Genomic DNA, 24,385 nt, shown 5'->3' on the forward strand with positions numbered 1-24,385 from the left:
TTAAAAGCCTAAAGCAGACGCTGCTTCTGAAACCCATGTCCATCCAAAAACAGAAAGATTTGCACCAGTGTTAGCAGAATCTGTATCTGCAACAACAGTTACGAAACCGTTTGTTCCTGTGGCATCGTCTTGAAACGTTGTTAATCCTGAAGAATCCGTAAATAAAGTTGAAACATCTGTTACACCTGCTGGTAAAACAATTTCAATATTAGAAAAAGTTAGATTATTTGCATTGTAATTGTCTGCTACGCCCTGATCGTCTGATAGTGAAAAATCTGAAGTTTCTAGACCTCCTACTAATAATATATTTTCATTAGTACCCATCGCATTGGAGCGGAATTGAGCATATTCTCTGTTTCCAGACTCTGCATTCGTATCTGAATCATCAGAAAAAATAGTAACGTTTTCTAAAGTATACATACCATTAGCTGAACCCTCTGGACCATCGATTTCTAAACCGTGATCAGAAACGTTTGTCATCACTATAGCAACGTTAGAAACTGTTCCAGAGTAGGCTTGATCAATATCTACAGAGTCATCACCAACACCCCAAACTACAATGTTTGAAGCATTCACAGTTCCACCAAAAAATTCAACACCGTCATCAAGGTTAGCTATTACTTCTACATGATCTATTATAGTACCTGAACCAACACCGCCTAATGTTAATCCATTGATTTCATTTCCTTCCCCAATGTTCGCACCACCGTGACGGATAGATATGTAGGTTATAGTTCCTGAACTGTCTGCTGGATCATTACCACCGTAAAGTCCAAATCCTGATCCTGCAGGAATTCCCTCTATTAATTCCTCTGTTGCATCTCCTTCTAAAGATGATGGAGCGTTACCTAAAACTATAACACCTCCCCAAAGTCCTCTGTCATTTACAGTCAAGTTAGGACTTACAAGCTCACCTGGCATGATATCATCAATTACAGATGTAAATATAATAGGCTCTTCTGCGGTACCATTAGCATTTAAAGTTGCGTCTCTATCTACAACTAAAGCTGATGCTTGAGTATTTTGTCCTTCAGCTCCTTTAATAACTGTACCTGCTTCGATATTTAATACAGCACCTTCATCTACAACTACTTTACCTTCCAATATGTAAATGTTATTGCTAGTCCAGGTAATGTTATTAGTAATAGTTCCAGATACAGTCACCTCATTAACTTCTTGATCGGATCCTGAATCGAAAGCACCTGTCAAGCTTACCCAAGTCCAACCAAAAACACCCGTATTTGCTCCAACAGTAGCTTCTAAAGTGTTTACAATTGCATCTACAAAACCTCCTTGACCTGTTGCGTCGTCCTGAAATGTTGTTTGTCCAGAAGAATCTGTGAATAAAGTAGAGATATCTGTAACACCTTGAGGTGGTACGATTTCGATATTTGAAAACGTTAAGTTTTCTGCATTGTAATTATCTGCAACGTTTTGATCATCCTGAAGGGTAAAGTTAGACGTTTCTAATCCACCAACTAATAATATATTTTCGTTAACACCCATAGCGTTAGCACGGAACTGAGCAAACTGTCTTTCTCCAGAATCTGCATTCGTTTCTGAGTCGTCTGAATAGATTGTTACATCTCTCAACGTATACATACCATTAGCTGAACCTTCTGGCCCATCAATCTCTAAACCGTGATCAGAAACGTTTGTCATCACTATAGCAACGTTAGAAACTGTACCTGAGTAAGCCTGATCGATATCTACAGAATCATCACCAACTCCCCAAACTACAATATTGGACGCGTTTACAGTTCCTCCAAAAAATTCCACACCATCATCAAGGTTAGCGATCACCTCTATATGATCTATTGTAGTTCCATTACCAACTCCACCAAGAGTTAAGCCATTGATTTCATTTCCTTCACCAATATTAGCACCACCGTGACGAATAGAAACATAAGTTAAGCTACCTGAGCTGTCTGCAGGATTACTACCACCGTATAAACCGAAACCAGAGTTAGCTGGAATTCCCTCAATCAATTCTTCAGTAGCATCACCTTCTAAAGAAGAAGGAGCATTACCTAAAACAATAACACCTCCCCAAAGACCTCTGTCATTAACGGTTAAGTTAGGACTTTCAGTTTGACCTGGCATGATCTCATCTTCAGCTGATGTGAAAATAATCGGCTCTTCTGCGGTACCGTTTGCATTAAGGGTAGCATCTCTATCAACAACCAAAGCCGAGGCTTGTGTATTTTGACCAGGACCACCTTTTATTACAGTACCAGCTTCAATGGTGAGTGTAGCTCCTCCATCGACTACTACTTTACCTTCTAAGATATAGATGTTATCCTTAGTCCAGGTTTGATCTTCTTCTATGGTTCCAGAAATTACCTCCTCTCCTGCAGGAGGCTGAACTGGAACAGTAGCATCGTCATCATCAGAACAGGATGCTATAGAAATTGAAGCGATTACTGCTGCTGTTAAAAGTAATTTTTTCATTTTGATAAATTTATTTTGTTTAATTATTAATGCAAACTTAGAAGCAAACTGAAGTAACCGTGTTATCTCGATGTTAACAAAAGCTTTCATTTAGATTAATAGATTCTCGGTTTATTAATACTGGCTTAACCTTGTCTATTTTGAATTTTAAAAGCGCCCTCTCTTACTGGATTTCAAGTTTACCAAAGCGTTAATTCATTGATATTGTTATAGGAAGCTGTTTATTTTTATAAAAAATGTATTATTTTTAAGTAAACTTTAAAGAAAGTATTATGAAAAAAATTATTTTTCTATTGGTTTTAATACTCTCCTCTTTTGCTTTTGCGCAGAATCCTGTTATAACAGGATACATAGATTCTACCTGCCCTAGTGCCGATGGAAGAACTCTGGAATTATATGTAGAGGGCAGTGTCGATTTTACAGGTTGGAACATCGTAAGACAGTCTAATGGAGGTGGATTTACCACCAATATTGATATTTCAGCTTTAGGAACTGTAAGTGATGATTTCGTTTACATTACAAATGACGAGACTATTCTCCTACAAGAATTTGGTATCACAGCTAATGTTCTTGTCAATGGTTCTATAAACAGTAATGGCAATGATGGTTTCCAAATTAGTAATCCAGATAATGTGGTCATCGATAGATTTGGAGAAGATGGAATTGACGGGACTAATACTGCCTGGGATCACTTAGATAGCTACGCCTACAGAATAAATGGTACAACTCCAAATGCAGGTAATTTTAATCCTGCAAACTGGCTTTTTGGCGGTGTTGACCTTCTTGATGGAGAAGGCCTTTGTAACGGAGGAGATGGATTTGATACTGTGGTGCCCTTTGGTACGTTTAGTCCTACTGGAAGCGGAAATGCTACTATAGTAACCAGTGCAGATGTTGCTGGCTTATTTTATTTTGAAGGAAATTTTGATTCCATCAATGCTGAAGGATCATTTACTGTTCAAGGCGTAAATCTCACAGAGGACATCACCGTCTCCTCCCCTGCAAATTTTGAGCTATCGCTAACGTCTCAAGGCACATTCTCAAACTCCCTAACCTTAACACAAACTAGTGGGGAAGTTCCCGCTACTGAAATTTTTGTAAGATTACAGACAGGTTTATCTGCGGGGTTTTATGAAGGAGATATAACTGCAGTAGCTGATGGAGTGACAGAAAATGTCAACGTGAGCGGTGAGGTGCTTGCTGCCTCACCTCAACTCGATGTCCAAACTGGTGATATTTCGGGTTTAAATTACGACCTAGGCGAGGGTCCATCACAAGAAGAAAGCTTTGTAGTAGAAGGAGAATTTTTAATTGATGATATTAATATATCTGTCTATGGAGATTTTGAAGTCTCTCTATTTTCAGGTACAGGATTTACAACTTCTGTAGATATTCTTCAGACTGGTGGTAATGCTAGTGCTACTGTATATGTAAGATTAGCAAGCGGACTTACAGAGAGCCCTTATTCTGGAAGTTTGGAGGTAAGTAGTGCGAATGCAACTTCAGAAACTATAGCGCTTAGTGGTAATGTATTGGGAGAGCTAACCAGCGATATGGTGATTTCTGGAGTTTTTGATGGGCCTCTAACTGGGGGAGCGCCTAAGGTTATTGAGCTATATGTGATTAGAGATATTACAGATTTGAGCGTTTTTGATCTTGGAAGCGCAACCAATGGTGGTGGTTCAGATGGGCAAGAATTTACTTTTCCAAATGTTGCTACTTCTGTTGGAGACTATATCTACATCGCTTCAGAACAACCTAATTTTAATACGTTTTTCGGTTTTGATCCAGATTACACCTCCAATGTTGCCAACATCAATGGCGACGATGCTGTAGAACTTTTTCAAAATGGAGAAGTAATAGATACTTTTGGAGATATAAATACTGATGGAACTGATGAAGCATGGGAATATACGGATGGCTGGGCCTATAGGCGAGACAATTCAGGGCCAGATGGGGCAACATTTGTACTCAACAATTGGGAGTTTAGCGGTACTGGTGAAAATGAAGATGACACTTCACAAGGTACTGCCACAAATCCATGGCCAATCGGAACTTTTATTACAACTTTAGGTCTAAATAATTTTGACTCAACCAGCATTAAAATTTATCCCAACCCATTATCTAATGGTGTGTTAACTGTAGAATCATCAACATCTGGTGACTTGGAAGTTCAGATCTTCAATATGCTTGGACAACGCGTGTTAACTTCAAAGGCCTTGGAATCTATAAATGTATCTAACCTCAATTCTGGAGTTTACCTAGTAAGAGTAATTCAGGGAGCCTCTTTTGTTACGAAAAAGATTGTTATAAACTAAACTGAAATACTTTTAAAACTAAAGCACCCTTTCTACAGGGTGTTTTTTTATTACTTTTGAAGTCAATTGATGTGTATGACTCCTGCCTTTCCTTTTTCAATACAATCAGAAAAAGATTTTGAAACTATAGCTCTAAAGCTTTTTAAGGAACAAATTCAATATAATTCTGTTTATAAGGAGTTTTGTAGTTACTTAAACATCAATGAACAAAAGGTTCAAACCTTAAAGGAAATCCCTTTTTTACCCATTGAATTCTTTAAGACTCACCAGGTCAAAACGAAAGAGTTCACTCCAGAAATGACTTTTTTGAGCAGTGGAACCACAGGGCAACAACAAAGTCGACATTACGTTAAGGAACTCAAGGTTTATGAGGATAGCTTTATCCATACTTTTGAAAGAGCTTATGGTCCTATAGAAGACTATGTCATTTTAGGCCTACTACCTTCCTACCTAGAAAGAGAAGGGTCTTCGTTGATCTATATGGTAGATCATTTTATAAAAAAAAGCAAATTTAAAGAGAGTGGCTTTTATTTAGATGAAATAGAACAGCTTTCGGAAACACTTCAAAAACTAGACGATACTGGACATAACATATTACTTATAGGAGTTTCGTTTGCCCTATTAGATTTGGTTGAAAAGAAAAAATTTCGATTGAAGCATAGCATTGTGATGGAAACAGGGGGAATGAAAGGCAGGCGTAAGGAAATGATTCGTAAAGAACTTCATGCTATCCTTTCTAAAGGTTTTGGAATGAAAAATATTCACAGCGAATATGGAATGACAGAACTCCTGTCTCAAGCATATTCTAAAGGACAAAGCAAGTTCCAGTGTCCTGCTCATATGAAAATCATGATAAGAGATACCGAAGATCCCTTTTGCTATCTCGGCCTTGGAAGCACAGGTGGAATTAATGTTATTGATCTGGCCAATTTCGACTCCTGTCCCTTTATCGCCACTCAAGATCTTGGCAAGCAAATCAATGCAACAGAATTTGAAATTTTAGGACGTTTTGATCAAAGTGATATTCGAGGTTGCAATTTGCTGGTTCTCTAATGAGATAAGATTTAGCTCTAAACTTTTCAACACGTTAATTTAAACCTAAGAAAACTTCTTATCTACTCAAAATCACAATCTAATATTTCAATAACTTGTATATTTGCATTTAGATTAAATCTTAATAGAAGTAAATTGTTTTATGAAATTGAATAAAGACGATATTAAAAAGGCTCTGATGACAATCACTGTTGCTGGTGAAGGTCAAAATATGGTGGAAAGTGGTGCATTACAAAACATAGTCACTTTTGGCGATGAAGTGGTTGTAGATCTTAAACTTTCAACTCCTGCCTTACACATAAAAAAGCGTGCTGAAGTAGATATAATGAAAGCTATCCACGAGCACGTTTATGAAAAAGCGAAAGTTGAAGTAAAGATTACAGTTGAAGCTCCGGAGAAGAAAAACGTCAACGAAATTAAAGGGAAACCAATTCCCGGTATTCAAAATATTATAGCAGTTGCTTCTGGTAAAGGTGGTGTAGGAAAATCTACAGTCACTGCCAATCTAGCTGTTACCTTATCCAAATTAGGTTTTAAAGTTGGATTACTGGATGCTGATATTTATGGACCCTCTGGTCCAATCATGTTTGACGTAGCCAACGAAAAACCGCTATCGGTAACTAAAGATGGTAAATCCAAAATGAAACCCATTGAAAATTACGGAGTGAAGTTACTTTCCATTGGTTTTTTTACAAAACCAGACCAGGCTGTAATTTGGAGAGGACCTATGGCGGCTAAAGCTCTTAACCAAATGATTTTTGATGCAGATTGGGGTGAACTTGATTTTTTATTGGTTGACTTACCTCCAGGCACAGGAGATATTCACTTATCGATCATGCAATCTATGCCAATCACCGGCGCATTAATAGTTAGTACCCCCCAAAATGTTGCACTAGCAGACGCCAAAAAAGCAGTATCTATGTTTCAACAGGAAAGCATAAACGTTCCAGTTCTCGGTATCTGTGAAAACATGGCTTACTTTACTCCTGATGAGTTGCCAGATAATAAATATTACATTTTTGGAGAGAAAGGAGCTAAATATCTTTCAGAAGATTTGGGCGTTCCATTTTTAGGAGAAATTCCATTAGTGCAGAGTTTAAGAGAATCTGGTGATATAGGTCGCCCGGCTGCCTTGCAAGACGGAACTTTGCTAAGTGAATCCTTTGCAGAATTGACGAGAAACACTGTTCAAGAAGTGGTAAAAAGAAATAAAAACTTACCGCCTACCGAAGCTATAAAGATCACAACTATGGCAGGATGTAGTGCTGTAAAAAATAAGTAATTATGATGACAGGTCAAGAATTAAGAAGAACAATAGAAGTAGCTTTAGATGAAATTCGTCCTTTCCTTAAAAGTGATGGTGGAGACATTGAGCTTATTTCTATTGAGGATGATTCACTTGTAAAAGTTCAATTGATGGGAACTTGTGTGGATTGTACTGTCAACCAGATGACATTGAAGTCTGGTGTGGAAATGACAATAAAAAAACATGCACCTCAAATCAAAGAGGTCATCAACATAAAAGCTAATCAAATAGCATAGAATTTAAGTTAAAAACGTTTAGTAGATTTTGATATGATCAAAACAGATATTTTAATTATTGGAGCGGGACCTACGGGGCTTTTTACCGTATTTGAAGCAGGATTATTAAAACTAAAATGTCACATTATAGATGCCTTACCTCAACCAGGGGGTCAACTTTCTGAATTATACCCTAAGAAACCTATCTACGATATTCCAGGTTTTCCAGAAGTTAAAGCCGGGCAACTTGTGGATAATTTAATGGAACAAATCAAGTCCTTCCAACCAGGATTCACACTTGGAGAAAGAGCTCAAGATATAGAAAAGCAGGAAGATGGTAGCTTTATAGTAACTACAGATGAAGGTACTAAACATCATGCTCCAATAGTAGCCATCGCAGGTGGGCTTGGAAGCTTTGAACCCAGAAAACCACCCATTAATAATATTTCAAAATTTGAAAATAAGGGGATTCACTACATGGTAAAAGATCCAGAAAAATTTAGAGATAAATCGGTAGTCATCGCTGGAGGTGGAGATTCTGCGCTGGATTGGAGTATCTATCTTGCTGATGTGGCTTCTGAAGTGACTTTAGTGCATAGACGAAATGAATTTAGAGGGGCGCTAGAATCTGTAGATCGAGTAAAAGAATTGAAAGATATTGGAAAAATAAAATTGATTACTCCAGCTGAGATTGTCGATGTGAACGGTGAAGATCATTTAGAGTCAGTTTCCATCAGAAAAAACAACAATCCTGAAGAAGATTTTAGTTTAGAAACAGATTACTTTATTCCTCTTTTTGGATTATCACCAAAACTAGGACCAATAGCAGATTGGGGATTAGAGATAGAGAAAAATGCCATCAAAGTAGATAATACCTTAGATTATCAAACCAACATTCCAGGCATTTATGCCATTGGTGATGTAAATACTTATCCTGGAAAATTAAAACTTATTTTGTGTGGTTTTCATGAAGCTACTTTGATGTGTCAAAGTGCGTTTGCAAAAATCCATCCCAATAAGCGTAATGTCATGAAATACACTACAGTTGGCGGCGTTACTGGATTTGATGGCACAAAAAAAGAAGCACCAAAATCTGTGATTAGAAGTATTGATTAACCATTATAGTTATTTTATTACGATTAAATTTTCAAGACCTCACAGGTTTCAAAAACCTTTGAGGTCTTAATTTTAAACTTCATTTAAAACTGATTGTGGTCACCTGAGAATCCCTTCAGATTAAATAGTTTTACCACTCTGAATATCGTTACAACAATGGATGTAAAAATTACAATTATAGATCGGGAAGGCACTTCACACGAAGTAGATGCACCTACAGACATGGCCATGAACTTAATGGAAGTGATTCGTTCTTATGAACTCGCGCCGGAAGGTACGATTGGCATTTGTGGCGGCATGGCGATGTGTGCGTCCTGCCAGTGTTACGTTCAATCTGAAACCGAACTCAGAGAAAAAGAAGACGATGAAGAAGCCATGCTTGCTGAAGCTTTTTATGTGGAAGACAACAGCCGCTTGAGCTGCCAGATTCCCATCACTAAAGATTTGGAAGGCTTGGTTGTTGAACTTGCTCCTAGTGAGGATTAGTCAGTAGTCAGTAGTCAGTAGTCAGTAGTCAGTAGTCAGTAGTCAGTAGTCAGTAGTCAGTAGTCAGTAGTCAGTAGTCAGTAGTCAGTAGTCAAAATAATTTATTTGGATGAATTAAAGATAGTTGTCCGGAAAATTATAATCCATATTTTACCTAATGTTTAGAATTACAGTTTCGTCTTATTTTTGAGAGGCTTTGAGAAACCGATATTTAGAATCTATACAAAGCCTTCAATAAGACATACCTTGGCAGTAGCCTATAAGTAGTAGTTGTAGAACCAATATCACTAATATTGAAATTTCTAAACTGCCTAGTATTGAAAAGATTTTTTCCACTCAGTCCAAGCGTCCACTTGTCTTTTTTTAATTTATACTGAGCTTCTAAATCGGCAAAATAATACACATTGTCCTGATTAATATTTCCGAATTCGTATCGCTCGGACTCCATCTGAATGTTGAACCTCTTGTTTAAAATAAAAGTTAAGTCCAAAAAACTTACATTATCTGTAAACGAATTTTGAATAGTTGTTCGTATCTCGTTATTAGTCCACTTAGTCCCCAAATGGTAGTTAAACCATCCTGTAAAACCAGAACGCAATTCCAGACCATAACCAATGGTAGTCGATTCTACTTGTCTAAGATCGGAATCATTCACAATATTTTTAAATTCAGATTGACTGTAACTCAGGTCCAGTTTGATGTTGGAAGAAATGAACTTCAAGTAATAATCCACCTTTGTATTAATACTGATAAACTCTCTATCCTGGATCAAAATTTTGCTGGATTGAGTAAAGTTTTGATCAATAAATGTATTGGTACTAAAAAAATCATGATTCTGACTGTATAACACAAATGTGTTTGCGAAAAATCGACTACTCCAGTTCCCAAGTTCATAATTAAAAGTCAACGAGGTAGCATCTAATTGATTGAATTCGCCTGTTCCTCTATTAAAAGGCCTGAAACCTGTTAATACAAAATTTGAATATACATCTAATATTTTTGCATTGGTCCTATTGTAGGAGTAAGCAGAACGCAGTTTGTTTTTATCATTGATTTTCCAGTCTAAACTCAAGATTGGGTTAATAAAAAAGGGAGATTCACTTTCTGAAGTATTGGCTATTTCAAGTCTATTGAACAATTGATGGAAATTAACCTGACCTATGATCGCAAAATCATTTATACTGTATCTGTACTTAGATTTTAGATACAAGTCGTTTACCGTGTAAGAGGTTTGGTTTTGGTAGCCATCGGGTCGATTTGAAACCACATCATCCTCTAATAGCTCCAAACTAGTCTGCAAGTGATCTATCCTCAATTCATTCCACACTTGCACTTCGAATAAATCATCATTAGCCTTTCTATCCAACAAATGTGCATTTACACCAATGTATTGCATTTTATTATTACTGATTTGTCTAACGTTGTCCGCAGATTGATTCGGGAATAAATCCTCGTAAAAGAATTGATTCAATCGGTAAGTTTGTGGTGTCGTTTCGTCAATAAAACGACCAGTGAGCAGAAATACTTTTTTTTCCTTAAACTTATTGCTATAACTCAATTTTTGATCAAACAACGTATTAGTATGCGACAAATCTTCTCGAGTAGAAATCCCATTGAAAAGTAAATTGGAATCATCATCAAAATTTCCACTGTTGTATTTGGTAGTGCTTTCCAACATTTCAGTTTTTGAAAAATCGTAGACAAAATCTAATTTTCCAAAGCCTACCAGTTTTCTATTTTTCAGCTGAAAATTTTCTGTATTCGTAAAATTGACATCATTTAGCGTCACATTTTGAACATTGGTTTGAAAGAAATCGGTTTCATCGGCATTAAAGAAACCTAAGGTTTTGATCTTAAGTTTTTCAGTAGGATTAAAAATAGCATTAAGAGAAACCAACTCAGCATTATTGAAATTTGTTCTTCGACGTTTAAAGTTAAGTTGTGGCGGAGCTAAGCTAACCAGGTCTCGCACCTGCTGATTGCCTCCTATGCTGGCAGGTTCATTATAACGTATTGGTCGAATCAACTGATTAATATCTCCGGTGGCATCGTAACCTGTGCTGTTGAAATTGGTCAGGAAGTAATATTTATTCTTTTTCCCAAAATTCATCAGATTGGTTTTTAGCTCATAAAACCCATCATTACCATGTCCTGCTTCTATATTTCCAAACCAAATGCGTTTGGATTTCTCATCGAGTTTGAGGTTAAGCGCTACTTTTTCGCTGTCTTCCACCCCTTTTAATAAGCGGTTGTTGGAATAGTTTTTTAATACTTCTACTTCTTCTATAGGATACGCAGGCATATTTTTAGAAAGCAGTTTATAGCCTCGTTCAAAAAGATCATCTCCATCAACCATCAACTTTTCGATTTCTTGATTACCCACTTTTATCGTGCCTTCACTGTCTATTTGTAATCCTGGGATTCTACGCAATAAATCTTCTACGGTTTGCTCTGTTCCATCCGTGAAATATTTGGATTTGAAAGTAATAGTATCGTTTTGAACTCTTATGGGTCGCTCAGCTAGAATGATAACTTCGTCTAAATCCATAGACTTTTCTATTAAAATTACATCGATTTCAAGATTGTCTTGATTTGGACTAATGACTATAGGGACTGTTTTGGATTGATACCCAAGTGAGGCGAATAGCATATTAAACTTGCCAGATTTATTTATTTTTAGCTGGTAATTACCGTCATTATCGGAATAGGTATATTCTATGATAAATTTTGACAAACTGTCTTTTAAGATAACGCTTACGGAAAACACATTATCTTTTTCATCTTTAACCGAACCAGAAATAACAATTTGCGAAAAACATAAAATCTGAAATAAAAAGATAATAACTATTGTTAGACTAAAGTCTAATCTTCTTTTATTTCTTCTTCCCATTCAAATTTGATTTCAATACCCTTTCTTACATTAGCATCAGAAGATACTGATATTAATTTAATTCCTTTGGGCAATTTTGATTGGAGCATAGTTTGTTTTTCTGTTACTGATTGATACCTTACTTCTTCGTAATACTCTTTCGCACTCATTAAGGGTTTTAATTCGTCATTTTTTTCAAATTGAGGTTTCTCTGCATTCACCTTATAAGAAGCTAATGTCCAAATAAATGTACCAGTATCATCACTAATTTTCGCAATAAGACCTGGCAAACCGTGAAATTTATAGGGTCCATATCCTATAGGGATTTCTATGGCGTACCAAGCAGTATAATTTCTGCCCCTAAAATATGTAGTTGCTTTTTTGCATAATAGAGTGCCTATTTTCTTTTCCTCTGAATAATTCAAATTCCAATTAAAATCATAGATTGTATCTCTTACATAATAAATATTATTCCTATGAGTTTCTTTAGAAAAAATGTATTCCTTGTTAAAATTGATTTCGATAAAGCTCTCTATATCATCATATTTAATGTTATAAGTCAATCCGTAATGGGTTGATGTCATTGCAGAATTAGATTCAGTACTACTATTATTATTTTTACTTATATGAAATATAGTAAGATTCTTTTCTACGTCAATTTGTAATTGGCCTTTTCTTATTTGTGGAAAATCGGTATTGTAATAAATATCATATTTAGCTTCAAAATAAGGTGTTTTTTGACCGAATAAAGACGCCGTAATAAATAGCAACAATACATTTAAAAATATTTTTAGCATGAGTTTTTAAAAAAAACCCTAGGTGGTAATTAAATAAACACCTAAGGTTAAGTTATTGTTATCGGTTGTGTGCAGCAATTACCATCTGAGCAGAATTGTAACAATCTTGAGCTGTTGATGTTTCATATTGATATGTATAAGTACTAGTAGTTCCATCGCTATTTTGTTCAACAATAGTAACTGTACAAATACCAAAATCTTCATCAATATTATTAGAAGGAACATTATCAAATGTGTTTGCAAAAGCAAAAGTTCCTACTAGCATAAAAGCTAGTGCAAAAAATAAATTTTTCATTTTAATACATTTTAAATAATTATTGGTGGTAATTTTTATTCTTACCGGATTTTTTATACTTCTTAATTTAGAAGTTGCTCATCTCATGAAAACCAATACATTTGCAACGCACAGTGAAGTGTATGTATTCATGCCTTTACGGGAGAAGCTTCTACCTTGTAGGAGCTTTCTCTTTTTTAAATCTTTATAACTATCTCATTGGCAGATATTTTAACTTATATAAACATACTATTAATTTTTCTTTCACAATTACGGTTCGACCGTACTTATGTTACGGGGAAACCGTAAAGTTTAAAAAAACTTATTTCAAAAACGCACAAGATCCTACAGCCCCAACGTTTCGGGACTGTGAGGTCTAAACTTATACTTTGCATTATCAATAACTTAATCAATTCAACAAACTTAGGAAAGCTAAGTGAGTAAAAGTAGTAGCTGTTTCAAAACACTTGATTTGTCACCTTGAACTTGTTTCAAGGTCTAATTACAAACTGATTATCAATGATTTAAGATTCTGAAATAAATTCAGAACGACAAAAAATTAGGTTTTGAGACAGCTACTTAAAAGGGAGAATTTTTGCATTCCCTCTCTTAAGCTATCGCCTTATAATAATTAATTTCTTTAGCAATACCGTCCCATAAGCCCAATCGCTTTTCCAAAGCTTCACGGGAGCAGACTTCAACTTCTCTCCATTTCTGAGCATCATCGCCGCATAAAGCAGCAATCAACGCCAAAGCCATGGGGCCGTGTTCATCTTCATCGAGTTCGATATGGCGATCAAAATAGTATTTAAACAAACTCAGGTCCTCTTCTGGGAAATTTTGTTGGATCTCGCCAATGATAGACGTAAACATGTCAGGGATCAACTCCTCCCGTCCAAATGTAAAACAGGCTGCTATTTCGTGTGCCTTACCTCCCTTGATGGTGTTAAAGGTAAAGAGCAGAAACTCCTTAACGCTCTCGGGTAAATCACTCGTGGCAATCACCAAAAAAACATCGGTGCCGTGCTGAATTTGACCCACAAAATCCTGAATTTTCTCTGTCGAAGCGCCAGCTTTTTCCATAGCATCCAGATACATTTCATAATGGCTTTGCCGTTCACCTTCGGCATTAAGATCGGTTTCCTCGGCCAAAACTATTTCATTAATCAGATACCGGTGTTGTGGATTCCCAACGGGTGTCCACGGTGATTTGGTGCACGTCAGTTGAATCTGTAGGGTTTTCAACAGCGACATAAAATCCCAAACTGCAAAGACATGATGTTTCATAAAAATCTGTAAATCCTGCGGAGATTCTACACTTTTATAGAGAGGATGACCGATTAGTTGTGACCTTAGGTCTTTTAAGTTGGCTTTGATTTCCTGTATCTGCATGTTCTAATTTTTTGCAAAATTAAAAAGCCAATAGAGATTACACCTCCATTGGCTATTTATTTTAAAGTTTTATTGGAAATATGCTATCTGATTATTTAAACGCTGAAATCCCGGTAATATCCAATCCGGTAATCAGCAAATGAATATCGTGGGTACCTTCGTAAGTAATTACACTTTCAAGGTTCATCATGTGTCGCATAATGCTGTATTCTCCTGTAATTCCCATTCCACCGAGAATCTGTCTGGCTTCTCTTGCAATGTTGATGGCCATGTCTACATTGTTACGTTTAGCCATTGATATCTGAGCGGTTGTCGCTTTGTCTTCATTTTTCAATTGCCCCAATCTTAAGGCCAGCAACTGTGCTTTAGTGATTTCAGTAATCATTTCAGCCAGTTTTTTCTGCTGCAATTGATAGCCCGCAATAGGTTTTCCAAATTGAATACGTTCTTTTGCATAACGCAAAGCGGTGTCGTAACAATCCATCGCTGCACCAATAGCTCCCCAGGCAATACCATAACGAGCCGAATCCAAACAAGACAATGGCGCTCCAAGTCCACTTTTACCTGGCAACAGGTTTTCTTTAGGCACTTTGACATCCTGAAAAATCAATTCTCCAGTGGCTGAAGCTCTCAAAGACCATTTGTTATGCGTTTCTGGCGTAGAAAAACCTTCCATGCCACGTTCCACAATCAACCCATGAATTCTGCCTTCTTCATTTTTAGCCCAAACCACGGCCACATCACAAAATGGTGAATTGGAAATCCACATTTTAGCTCCATTCAACAAATAATGATCACCTTTATCGACAAAACTAGTCGTCATTCCGCTAGGATTGGATCCATGATCGGGCTCCGTTAATCCAAAAGAACCCATAAATTCACCGGATGCCAATTTCGGCAAAAACTTTTTGCGTTGCTCCTCAGTTCCATAAGCATAAATAGGAAACATTACCAAAGACGATTGCACCGAAGCCGTAGATCTTACTCCGCTGTCTCCTCTCTCAATTTCCTGCATTATGAGTCCATAAGAGATTTGATCCAGCCCAGCACCACCATATTCCTCTGGAATGTATGGTCCAAAAGCACCTATTTCTGACAAACCTTTGATGATTGACTTCGGAAATTCAGCTTTTTGAGCTGCTTCCTCTATAATAGGGCTAACATCGCGCTTCACCCAATCTCTCGCCGCCTGGCGAATCATGCGGTGTTCTTCAGTCAATAAATCATCTATGTTGTAATAATCTGGGGCTTGAAAAGTATCTTGTTTCATAATTAATAGTCTTAATTGCAAATTTAACGATTACATCTTTGAATTTTTATGAAGCTTTGTTATTATTTTGCTTAAATCCTAAAAAATCACATCTTTAAATAGAAATCTTTTACTAAATCGATATATTCCTGGGTATATTCATGTCTGGAATGCTCAATAATCAATTCTTCAGTTTTAATATGCTCAGTTTTATTTCTCTTGAATTTGATAAGCGCTCGCTTTATCGGGGAAGCGTGCTGACCTCTTACATTAAGTATGTTTGACGGATACAGCTGGTATTCGTTAGCCACTGAAATGAATTTTTCCACTTCTGAAAAGGGAAGAACAACACTGAAGGATCCACTAGCGGACAACAATTTTGATACTCCCAACAGCAGATCTTCGAAGCTTAAATGCTCCTGGAATCTAGCCTTTTCTCTAGGTGTATTCTTCTCATCGAACTTAGGTTTCTCAGAAAAATAAGGAGGATTCGAAAGTATTAAGTCATACGTATCTTCAATTTCAGTAGAAAATTCCTGAAAACTGGCATGGTAGCAAAACAACCGATCTCCCCAAGGGCTATTTTCAAAATTCTCAACACATTCTTCGAAAGCATCAGCATCTATTTCCAACGCATCAATGGTTTCAGCAAAGGAACGCTGAGCCATCTGGAGGGCTAAAATTCCTGTTCCTGCGCCTACATCCAAAATAGAATCAACGCCTTCTTCAATGAAAGTCCAGGCGCCAAGCAGAACAGCGTCCGTTCCAATTTTCATTGCCGATTTAGAATGACTCACGTCAAATTCCTTAAACTGAAAAACTTTATCTTTCATTTTCTTCATCTTCATCCTCATCGATGATCTTCATCTGCGGCTCCTTCATCGTTCGTTGGTTAGCTATGCTTCGTTCTAAAGAAAGTAACAAAGAAGGGAGAAGTAATAAGTTAGCCAACATCGCGAATAATAAAGTGGCAGAAACCAAACCTCCTAAAGCGACCGTTCCTCCAAAACTCGAAATCATAAACACCGAAAACCCAAAAAACAAAACAATAGAAGTATAGAACATACTCACTGTAGTTTCCCGTAAAGCCGGGTAAACCGAGCGTTTAATTTTCCAATGATTTGCCTTCAACTCCTGCCTGTATTTGGCAAGAAAGTGAATGGTATCATCCACACTTATTCCAAAGGCAATACTAAATACCAAAATGGTTGAAGGCTTTATTGGAACACCTATAAAACCCATCATCCCCGCTGTCATTAAAAGTGGAAGTAAATTTGGAATCAAAGAGATCAAAATCATCCTAAACGATCTAAACATCCAGGCCATGAATAAGGCTATAAGGATAATAGCAAGAGATAGGGAAAGTACAAGATTATCTACCAAATAATGCGTCCCCTTTTGGTACACCAACGCCTTACCCGTCATGGTGACTTCAAAGCGGTCTATCGGAAATATTTTTTCGATTTCTGGTAGTAGTTTTGCTTCAATTCTAGATATTTCTTCAGTGGTTACGTCTTTCATGAACATCGTCATCCTGGCAAACTGACCCGTAGAATCCACGTACGACGAAATTCCATTTTCCATATTATCCATGCTTTTGATATAAGGAGACATGAAAGTCTGCTCCTGAGAAGTAGGCAACTGGTAATACTTCGGATTGTTATTATAAAAAGCTTGCTTGGCATATTTTGCCAAATTTACCACAGATATTGGCGGTGATAATTCTTCAATCTCGTTGATTTCAGCCTTCAACTTATCCATCTTTTTCAACGTAGATAATTTGGTCACACCATTCGGACGTTTAGTATCAATCATAATTTCCAAAGGAAGAACACCATCAAATTTCTCTTCAAAAAATTTAATATCCTTAAAAAAATCTGCACTTTGTGGCATGTCCTCTAGAAGACTTCCTGAGATTTTAATATTAAAAATTCCTATGATACTAAGGCCTAAAATAGCTACGGAAGTAAAGTAAATGGTGACTCTTCGGTGTTTTACCATCCTAACTATCCACTCTACAAAACCTTCAATCCACTGCTTTCCTAAGTGCCTTAGATGCTTATCATTTGGCAATGGCATATAGCTGTAGATAATGGGAATTATCAATAAACTCAGAATAAAAATCGCAACGATATTTATTGAGGCCAGAATACCGAATTCTTTTAATAATTCACTTTGTGTAAAAATGAAGGTTGCAAAACCAGAAGCCGTGGTTACATTGGTCATCAACGTAGCATTTCCAATTTTGGTGATTACACGCTGAAGAGATTTAGCTTGATTTCCGTGTTTCTTAATTTCATGCTGATATTTATTGATTAAAAATATACAATTGGGAATCCCTATAATAATAATCAAGGGTGGAATGAGAGCCGTTAATACCGTGATCTCAAAACCTAGTAAGCCTATAAATCCAAAAGCCCACATGACACCCACAATCACAGTAAGCATTGAAATAAGCGTAGCTCTGTAAGACCGGAAAAAGAAAAAGAAGATAAGGGAGGTCACCAAAAGTGCTGAAAGTACAAACCACTGGATCTCATCTACTATGTTTTGAGAATTCAACGTCCTGATGTAGGGCATTCCGGAGACATGAATTTCTATTGAATTGTCTTTTTTGAAAGACTCTATCAATGGAACAAATTTTTCCATAATAAAAATCTGACGCCCTTTAGCATTCACAATACTATCCTGCATATAAGCAACTGTCTGCACAGTCTTACTTTTAGAATTGAAAATGAGCCCGTCGTAGAATGGATAATCTGTAAATAAAGTTTTGCCATAGTTTTCAATTTCGTCTTCAGAAAGTGAATCCCTGTCTAAAATGGAGTGCATTTCAAAGCGCTTGGGGTCTTCTCGCTTTTCTAGTTGCTGCAAATTATGAATACCAATTACAGATTTTATTTCTGAAAATGAAGCAAGAGTGTCAGCCAATTTCGCCCAGGCATTGAACTTTTCTGGAGTGAATAAGCTTTCATCATCAGTGGCTATCATGATCACATTACCATCTGATCCAAACTTTTCTTCAAATTCAGTATATTGTTGATTGATTGGGGCATCATCTGGTAACAAGTTGGCTTCAGAAAAAGAAAATTTCATGTGTTGCCATTGGAAAGCAAGAAAGACTGTAGTTACTATAAGCAGTATGATGATCAAAATTCTATTTCGAAGAATCTTACTAGCTATGAAATTCCAAAATCCGAAGCTGAAAACTTTATTCATGTAGTATTGTGTGAATTTACAAATGTAAAAAATCAAAAACTGTAACTGTTTTTAATTTTTAAAGCTTTAAGTAAAATGTGAATTTGAATGAAATATTATCTTCAAGGTCAGGGAGATGGTATGCACCATACCTATAAGCAAAACTCAACCCGAAACCAAAAAGAAGTTTATTAAGTTCGAATCCCGCTTCATTGTAACCTTGTGAAAGATTGTTGAAAGAAATATTTTGATGCTGTTCGGGATTATTAAAATCTCCAATGGCATGTCTAGATATTAAAACTAACTCTGGCTGAATGGTATTGGAAATTTTAAATGGTGCTAACCTATGCTTCATGTGTAAAGTAGCCAACTTTGTACTAAAAAACTCATTGAAATACATGGTCTCAAAACTCTTAACTCCAGCTACCGAGAACCGATTAAAAACACCTTCTTTATTTGGACTATTGGGAAAAGCATGAAACGTATGCATCAGAGGAATATCTCCAAATCCAAGATCACCACCTAGCTCAATACTAGATACACTTCCCCAGCTATGAATAAAGTCGTAGTCAACTTTTGCACTCAATTTTGTAAAATTAAAATCACCATCCAGGACACCATTGAAACTTTGGCTCAACTGTGCTGAAACTTCAGGAGCGGATGTATTATTTATATAAATCCGCTTTCCTACTTTAGAGTAAGTGTAATTGGGAGTCCATCTCAGACCAAATGTTGCAGAAGTCAGATTATAATTATCATACAAAGTTCCATCATTTAAAAATTCATAATTTCTAGTTTGAGAGATATTACTTTTATCAAGTTTAAATTCAGAGATCAATTGAGGAGAAAAGTTATGCTGAAGACTTAGCCCATACTTTTCATATTTATAAAAGAAAGTAATATTGACAAGCCGTGGTTCAAACAAAGAGTAAACACGCTGATCTGTAAGGTAATTATTCATCCCAACCTCTTCAATGTCATTATCGTAAAAGGCATTAAACCATGTAGCCGAGTCAGAATTAAGTAACATTCCGGCATTAAAGCCATATTTGAAATTTCCATCTTGAGTCCCATAAGCCGTAAACCCTCCCAACCGGTATTTTTCTGAAAACGACTGATTGGTTTGTAAACCCAATCCAAGTCGCAAACCTTCATAATTGTTTGCTTTCACAAGCCTGGTAAGATCGACGTCTACAATACCTACAGGAAAATATCCGGCATCAAAAGCTGATATTCTTTCAACCCTGTTTTTTATGTTTTCTTCCTCAACATAAGTCACAAGATCTTCTGTATTATGTTCCTTTTCACTTATAAAAGAGAATTCAAAATTTTCCCAGTAAGCATCTGGGATTATCTGATTTTTATCTTCTAAAACTTTACTCAGAGATTTTGGAAAAGGAGAAATAGAATCTGAAGCAACAAAATCATAATATACTTGTTGATGCTTCAATTCTGCTTCATCATCTGGATTTTTTTTCTGAATTCGACCAAAAGACATTCCACCACCAAAAAATGAAAGTTTAGTTCCTCCCGTTCCTGGATAAATATTTAGATCGATATCTTTTGGCAAACCAGAACCAAGATCGAAAATTGTGGTCATATTCAATCTAAAGTCTGCATCCAGAGTCACTTGAATTTTTTCAAATTTGGAAGTTGATTTGTTCAGCAACAGAATTCCTTTGAACGATCGTTGAAAACCTTTCAAAATGGGTTCAAATTGGATTACTTCAAATTCAGAAGTTTCATAAATGCTATAGAATTTATAGTTGACTAAATTAAATGTATTGAATGGAGAAACAAATCGCTCATCAAAAATTTCAACATGGGTTTGGAACCAGTTGAACGAGAAAATATCTTTGTTCACCATTTTAGGAACAACCTCATCTATTCCATCGACACTTACAGCATTAAACTTCATCTGAAGACCTTCTTGTCTGGTAAGTCGAAGATCAATGTCTTTTCTTAAAACGAAATCAGATTTTTGATTTGTGATTCTTGTTTTACTTAAACTTTTGAATTTGTAGTTTGTAAAAAAAGAATGATTCTTGGATATTGAATCAATTCTACATGCTTCAATTTCTTTTGCATCAATGGATTTTTTAGGAATCATTTTAAGATTTGAAAAATTTTCGAAAATTTCTAAATCTTCAAATCCTTTGTAAATAACTTTATAGATGAACTCACCTTGATTGAGCTCTACAGAAAATTCCCCGTTATAGTCGGAAAAAAAATAACGCTGTTGATTCGTGATCAAAACAGCGTTAGATATAAAATTCTGTTTATTTGAGTTATCTCCAATTTTTCCATTGACTGAAGATTGAGCATAGCTATTCAACACTATTGCAAAAAATAAAAAGCTGAAAAGATGTTGAATTTTCAAATTTTGAAGTTGTAAAACTATACCACCGAATATTATACGGTCATGATTTCTTTTTCCTTAATTGTATTAATTCTATCGATTTCAACGATAAAAGAATCGGTCAGTTTTTGAATTTCATCTTCGGTATCTTTTTGAACATCCTCAGGAAGATCTGCTTTTTTAATTTCATTCATAGCAGTCCGTCTGTCGTTTCTAACCCCAATTTTAGCTTCTTCAGCTTCAGCCTTGGCTTGTTTAGAAAGCTGTAGACGTCTTTCTTCAGTTAACGGCGGAACATTAATAATTACGCTTTCTCCATTATTCATAGGATTGAAACCAAGATTTGCATTCATGATTCCTTTTTCAATTTCCTTGAACATGGTCTTTTCAAACGGCTGAATCGTAAGTGTTCTGGCGTCTGGAGTATTTACATTACTCACTTGGTTAAGTGGTGTCATGGTACCATAATACTCTACCATAACAGAAGATAACATCGCAGGGTTTGCCTTTCCAGCCCTTATATTTGTCAATTGCTTTTTAAGATGCTTGATCGCTTCTTCCATCGACTCCTTAGCGCTATCTAAAATAAAATCTATTTCTTCGTTCATATCTATAAATTCACTTTTGTTCCGATTTTTTCTCCTGAAATTATTCTAAGTAAATTTCCAGGCGTATTCATATCAAATACAATAATTGGCAATTCATTCTCCTGGCTCAATGTAAATGCTGTAGTATCCATTACTTTCAATCCTTTTCTTAGCACATCTTCAAAACTGATAAAATCAAATTTTGTTGCATCTGTATTTTGTTCTGGATCTGAAGTGTAGATTCCATCAACACGTGTGCCTTTCAGAATGACATCTGCTTCCATTTCAATAGCCCTAAGCACAGCAGCAGAATCGGTAGTAAAATAAGGATTTCCTGTTCCACCACCAAAAATAACGACTCTCCCTTTCTCTAAATGACGAATGGCTTTTCTTCTGATAAAAGGCTCTGCAACTTCATTGATTTTTATGGCAGACTGAAGTCTGGTTTGCATACCATTATCTTCACAAGAACTCTGTAAAGCAAGACCGTTGATGACAGTAGCAAGCATGCCCATGTGGTCACCTTGAACTCGATCCAAACCTTTACTGGCACCAGCTATACCCCTAAAAATATTACCTCCACCTATCACAATCGCGACTTCAACTCCTTTATCGATTATACTTTTAATCTCCTTGGCGTAATCGTCTAATCGCTTAGGATCAATTCCATATTTGCGATCGCCCATTAGAGCTTCTCCGGAGAGTTTGAGTAAAACACGTTTATACTGCATAGTGAATTTTAAATAAAGTTTTGCAAATATAGGGATTATCTTATTCTGATAAATGAGTTATGTTGCTCATTTTTGAACACAAAAAAGCCCCTTCGCAAAAACGAAAGGGCTTATTGTATTTATACTATAAGATTATCCTAAAGCAACTCTTTCAAAAGCTACAATCTCTACATCGCCCAATGTTTTAACGTGTTGGGCAACAGAAATTTTATTGTCTTTGATAAAGTCTTGGTTCACTAGAGTGTTGTCTTTAAAGAAACGCTTAATTTTTCCTTCAGCAATTTTGTCTAGCATGTTTTCAGGTTTCCCTTCTTGTCTCAACTGATCTTTTGCAATTTCAATCTCTTTATCTATGGTAGTTTGATCGACACCTGCTTCGTTAAGTGCTACTGGATTCATAGCAGCAGCTTGCATAGAAACTTCTTTAGCAACTTCTTCTGCGCCTTCAGCAGGCTTAGAAAGACCTGTTAAAACAGCAATTTTATTACCAGCATGGATATAAGATCCAACGAATGCTGCTTTTAAAATTCTAAAATCTCCAATTTCGATTTTCTCACCAATAACTCCGGTTTGCTCAGTTAATTTTTCTTCAACTGTAATTCCGTTGTAATCTAGTTTAAGCAACTCTTCTTTCGTCTCGACACCAAGTGCTAAGTTTGCGAAATCATGAGCCATTTTTGTAAACGAATCGTTTTTAGCAACGAAATCAGTTTCACAGTTTAAAGAAACAATTACACCTTTAGTGGCGTCCTCATTTACAGAAGCAATAACAGCACCTTCAGAAGAATCTCTGTCTGCTCTTTTTGCTGCTACTTTTTGACCTTTTTTTCTTAAGATTTCGATAGCCTTGTCAAAATCACCCTCGCTTTCTACAAGAGCTTTTTTACAATCCATCATTCCAGCACCAGTACTTTTTCTAAGCTTATTGACTTCAGCAGCCGTAATTTTTGCCATGATATATGTATTTTGTGTTAACATGAAAGTCGCTTAAGCATAGACTTAAGCGACTTGTTATGGTTTAGTCTATTTTATTCTGAAACTCTGTTCTCTTCTCCAGCTGGTTTTTTAGGCTCAGCTTTATCAGTAGGAACTTCTTCAACTACTGGTCCTTTTTTCTCAGCTTTTGCTGGTTTAGCCTCAGTGATTGTTTCTTCTTTAGGTTTATCTTCAGAAGCTTCTTCTTTTACTGTTGCTTTTTTCTCAGCTTTAGCTGGCTTAGCTTCAGTACTCGCTTCTTTTTTAGCTTTAGCAGGCTTAGCTTCTCCACTGTCTTTACCGTCCTTACGTTCGTTTAAACCTTCAAGAATAGAGTCTGTCATATAGGACATAATCTTATGGATAGATTTAGAAGCATCGTCATTAGCTGGGATAGCATAATCCACATCTCTAGGATTGGAGTTGGTATCTACCATTGCAAAAACAGGAATGTTTAATTTTTGTGCTTCTTTTACCGCAATATGCTCTCTTAAAGTATCAACAACAAATATTGCAGCAGGCAATCTTGACATTTCTGAAATAGAACCTAAGTTCTTTTCCAATTTAGCTCTCATCCTGTCAACCTGCAATCTTTCTTTTTTAGAAAGAGAATTGAAAGTTCCGTCTTTTTTCATACGGTCTACGGTTGCCATTTTCTTTACAGACTTTCTTATGGTGACAAAATTCGTCAACATTCCACCAGGCCACCTTTCGGTGATATAAGGCATCTGAGCTCTTAGAGATTCTTGAGCTACAATTTCTTTAGCTTGTTTTTTGGTAGCGACGAAAAGAATTTTTCTTCCGCTTGCTGCTATTTTAGAAAGAGCTTCTCCAGCTTCTTCCATTTTAGCAACTGTCTTGTAAAGGTTGATGATGTGAATACCATTACGCTCCATGTATACATAGGGAGCCATGTTTGGATTCCATCGTCTGGTAAGGTGTCCGAAATGTACACCAGCGTCAAGTAAATCCTTGACTACTATTTGATTTGCCATTTTTGTTTTAGTTT

The 24,385-nt window shown here is 36.2% G+C and carries 19 protein-coding genes; 6 read left to right on the plus strand and 13 right to left on the minus strand.

Annotated elements, in window-relative coordinates; genetic code table 11:
* Window positions 1-2,451: a hypothetical protein gene (locus tag LB449_RS13265; protein WP_224455609.1), complete on the minus strand. Its 2,451-nt coding sequence runs from the start codon at window positions 2,449-2,451 to the stop codon at window positions 1-3.
* A gap of 272 nt (window positions 2,452-2,723) precedes the next feature.
* Here LB449_RS13265 and LB449_RS13270 point away from each other — a divergent pair, with 272 nt between their 5' ends.
* The 6 genes from LB449_RS13270 to LB449_RS13295 all read left to right on the plus strand — a co-directional run bounded on the left by LB449_RS13270 (window position 2,724) and on the right by LB449_RS13295 (window position 8,945).
* Window positions 2,724-4,769, plus strand: a complete 2,046-nt coding sequence (locus LB449_RS13270) for a T9SS type A sorting domain-containing protein (RefSeq protein WP_224455610.1) — start codon at window positions 2,724-2,726, stop codon at window positions 4,767-4,769.
* A 75-nt stretch (window positions 4,770-4,844) separates the two neighbouring features.
* Window positions 4,845-5,822: an acyl transferase gene (locus LB449_RS13275; protein ID WP_224455611.1), complete on the plus strand. Its 978-nt coding sequence runs from the start codon at window positions 4,845-4,847 to the stop codon at window positions 5,820-5,822.
* Between the two features lie 142 nt (window positions 5,823-5,964).
* Window positions 5,965-7,104, plus strand: coding sequence for an Mrp/NBP35 family ATP-binding protein (locus LB449_RS13280; protein ID WP_224455612.1), 1,140 nt, complete (start codon window positions 5,965-5,967; stop codon window positions 7,102-7,104).
* Between the two features lie 5 nt (window positions 7,105-7,109).
* The gene (locus LB449_RS13285) at window positions 7,110-7,364 is read left to right on the plus strand and encodes a NifU family protein (RefSeq protein ID WP_224455668.1); all 255 of its coding nucleotides are present in this window, start codon (window positions 7,110-7,112) and stop codon (window positions 7,362-7,364) included.
* Window positions 7,365-7,397: 33 nt separating this feature from the next.
* Complete coding sequence (locus LB449_RS13290; RefSeq protein WP_224455613.1) at window positions 7,398-8,459, plus strand: NAD(P)/FAD-dependent oxidoreductase; 1,062 nt, start codon at window positions 7,398-7,400, stop codon at window positions 8,457-8,459.
* A gap of 156 nt (window positions 8,460-8,615) precedes the next feature.
* The gene (locus tag LB449_RS13295) at window positions 8,616-8,945 is read left to right on the plus strand and encodes a 2Fe-2S iron-sulfur cluster-binding protein (protein WP_224455669.1); all 330 of its coding nucleotides are present in this window, start codon (window positions 8,616-8,618) and stop codon (window positions 8,943-8,945) included.
* Window positions 8,946-9,156: 211 nt separating this feature from the next.
* Here LB449_RS13295 and LB449_RS13300 read toward each other — a convergent pair whose 3' ends face one another.
* From LB449_RS13300 to rpsB, 12 genes are all read right to left on the minus strand, one after another.
* Window positions 9,157-11,835: a carboxypeptidase-like regulatory domain-containing protein gene (locus LB449_RS13300; RefSeq protein ID WP_224455614.1), complete on the minus strand. Its 2,679-nt coding sequence runs from the start codon at window positions 11,833-11,835 to the stop codon at window positions 9,157-9,159.
* Window positions 11,808-12,611, minus strand: coding sequence for a GLPGLI family protein (locus LB449_RS13305; RefSeq protein ID WP_224455615.1), 804 nt, complete (start codon window positions 12,609-12,611; stop codon window positions 11,808-11,810). The genes LB449_RS13300 and LB449_RS13305 overlap by 28 nt, the downstream gene beginning before the upstream one ends.
* Before the next feature lie 58 nt (window positions 12,612-12,669).
* Window positions 12,670-12,906 carry a hypothetical protein gene (locus tag LB449_RS13310; protein ID WP_224455616.1) on the minus strand — a complete coding sequence of 79 codons (237 nt, stop codon included), beginning with the start codon at window positions 12,904-12,906 and terminating at the stop codon, window positions 12,670-12,672.
* A 588-nt stretch (window positions 12,907-13,494) separates the two neighbouring features.
* A complete protein-coding gene (locus tag LB449_RS13315) occupies window positions 13,495-14,277 on the minus strand; it encodes a DUF3050 domain-containing protein (RefSeq protein ID WP_224455617.1) in 783 nt (260 codons plus the stop codon).
* A gap of 91 nt (window positions 14,278-14,368) precedes the next feature.
* The gene (locus LB449_RS13320; RefSeq protein WP_224455618.1) at window positions 14,369-15,547 is read right to left on the minus strand and encodes an acyl-CoA dehydrogenase family protein; all 1,179 of its coding nucleotides are present in this window, start codon (window positions 15,545-15,547) and stop codon (window positions 14,369-14,371) included.
* Window positions 15,548-15,633: 86 nt separating this feature from the next.
* Window positions 15,634-16,359: a tRNA1(Val) (adenine(37)-N6)-methyltransferase gene (locus LB449_RS13325; RefSeq protein ID WP_224455619.1), complete on the minus strand. Its 726-nt coding sequence runs from the start codon at window positions 16,357-16,359 to the stop codon at window positions 15,634-15,636.
* Complete coding sequence (locus tag LB449_RS13330; protein WP_224455620.1) at window positions 16,349-18,745, minus strand: efflux RND transporter permease subunit; 2,397 nt, start codon at window positions 18,743-18,745, stop codon at window positions 16,349-16,351. The genes LB449_RS13325 and LB449_RS13330 overlap by 11 nt, the downstream gene beginning before the upstream one ends.
* 58 nt (window positions 18,746-18,803) lie before the next feature.
* Entirely contained in the window at window positions 18,804-21,104 is a 2,301-nt protein-coding gene (locus tag LB449_RS13335; protein WP_224455621.1) for a hypothetical protein, read from the minus strand.
* 32 nt (window positions 21,105-21,136) lie between these two features.
* Complete coding sequence (gene frr, locus LB449_RS13340) at window positions 21,137-21,691, minus strand: ribosome recycling factor (protein WP_224455622.1); 555 nt, start codon at window positions 21,689-21,691, stop codon at window positions 21,137-21,139.
* A gap of 2 nt (window positions 21,692-21,693) precedes the next feature.
* Complete coding sequence (gene pyrH / locus LB449_RS13345; RefSeq protein WP_224455623.1) at window positions 21,694-22,401, minus strand: UMP kinase; 708 nt, start codon at window positions 22,399-22,401, stop codon at window positions 21,694-21,696.
* A gap of 132 nt (window positions 22,402-22,533) precedes the next feature.
* On the minus strand, window positions 22,534-23,355 hold the full coding sequence (tsf, locus tag LB449_RS13350) for a translation elongation factor Ts (protein ID WP_003440109.1): 822 nt from the start codon (window positions 23,353-23,355) through the stop codon (window positions 22,534-22,536).
* Between the two features lie 74 nt (window positions 23,356-23,429).
* Window positions 23,430-24,371, minus strand: coding sequence for a 30S ribosomal protein S2 (gene rpsB, locus LB449_RS13355; protein ID WP_224455624.1), 942 nt, complete (start codon window positions 24,369-24,371; stop codon window positions 23,430-23,432).
* Window positions 24,372-24,385: the final 14 nt, after the last annotated feature.

The sequence above is a fragment of the Psychroflexus lacisalsi genome (assembly GCF_020164495.1).
Lineage (GTDB): Bacteria > Bacteroidota > Bacteroidia > Flavobacteriales > Flavobacteriaceae > Psychroflexus > Psychroflexus lacisalsi.

Bases quoted from the DNA above. Each gene is read 5' to 3' on its own strand.
- rpsB (WP_224455624.1), bottom strand. From the start codon at position 24,371: ATGGCAAATCAAATAGTAGTCAAGGATTTACTTGACGCTGGTGTACAT.
- LB449_RS13265 (WP_224455609.1), bottom strand. From the start codon at position 2,451: ATGAAAAAATTACTTTTAACAGCAGCAGTAATCGCTTCAATTTCTATA.
- LB449_RS13280 (WP_224455612.1), top strand. From the start codon at position 5,965: ATGAAATTGAATAAAGACGATATTAAAAAGGCTCTGATGACAATCACT.
- LB449_RS13310 (WP_224455616.1), bottom strand. From the start codon at position 12,906: ATGAAAAATTTATTTTTTGCACTAGCTTTTATGCTAGTAGGAACTTTT.
- LB449_RS13325 (WP_224455619.1), bottom strand. From the start codon at position 16,359: ATGAAAGATAAAGTTTTTCAGTTTAAGGAATTTGACGTGAGTCATTCT.
- LB449_RS13330 (WP_224455620.1), bottom strand. From the start codon at position 18,745: ATGAATAAAGTTTTCAGCTTCGGATTTTGGAATTTCATAGCTAGTAAG.
- frr (WP_224455622.1), bottom strand. From the start codon at position 21,691: ATGAACGAAGAAATAGATTTTATTTTAGATAGCGCTAAGGAGTCGATG.
- LB449_RS13285 (WP_224455668.1), top strand. From the start codon at position 7,110: ATGACAGGTCAAGAATTAAGAAGAACAATAGAAGTAGCTTTAGATGAA.
- LB449_RS13290 (WP_224455613.1), top strand. From the start codon at position 7,398: ATGATCAAAACAGATATTTTAATTATTGGAGCGGGACCTACGGGGCTT.
- LB449_RS13295 (WP_224455669.1), top strand. From the start codon at position 8,616: ATGGATGTAAAAATTACAATTATAGATCGGGAAGGCACTTCACACGAA.
- LB449_RS13305 (WP_224455615.1), bottom strand. From the start codon at position 12,611: ATGCTAAAAATATTTTTAAATGTATTGTTGCTATTTATTACGGCGTCT.
- tsf (WP_003440109.1), bottom strand. From the start codon at position 23,355: ATGGCAAAAATTACGGCTGCTGAAGTCAATAAGCTTAGAAAAAGTACT.
- LB449_RS13300 (WP_224455614.1), bottom strand. From the start codon at position 11,835: ATGGGAAGAAGAAATAAAAGAAGATTAGACTTTAGTCTAACAATAGTT.
- LB449_RS13320 (WP_224455618.1), bottom strand. From the start codon at position 15,547: ATGAAACAAGATACTTTTCAAGCCCCAGATTATTACAACATAGATGAT.
- LB449_RS13315 (WP_224455617.1), bottom strand. From the start codon at position 14,277: ATGCAGATACAGGAAATCAAAGCCAACTTAAAAGACCTAAGGTCACAA.
- pyrH (WP_224455623.1), bottom strand. From the start codon at position 22,401: ATGCAGTATAAACGTGTTTTACTCAAACTCTCCGGAGAAGCTCTAATG.
- LB449_RS13270 (WP_224455610.1), top strand. From the start codon at position 2,724: ATGAAAAAAATTATTTTTCTATTGGTTTTAATACTCTCCTCTTTTGCT.
- LB449_RS13275 (WP_224455611.1), top strand. From the start codon at position 4,845: ATGACTCCTGCCTTTCCTTTTTCAATACAATCAGAAAAAGATTTTGAA.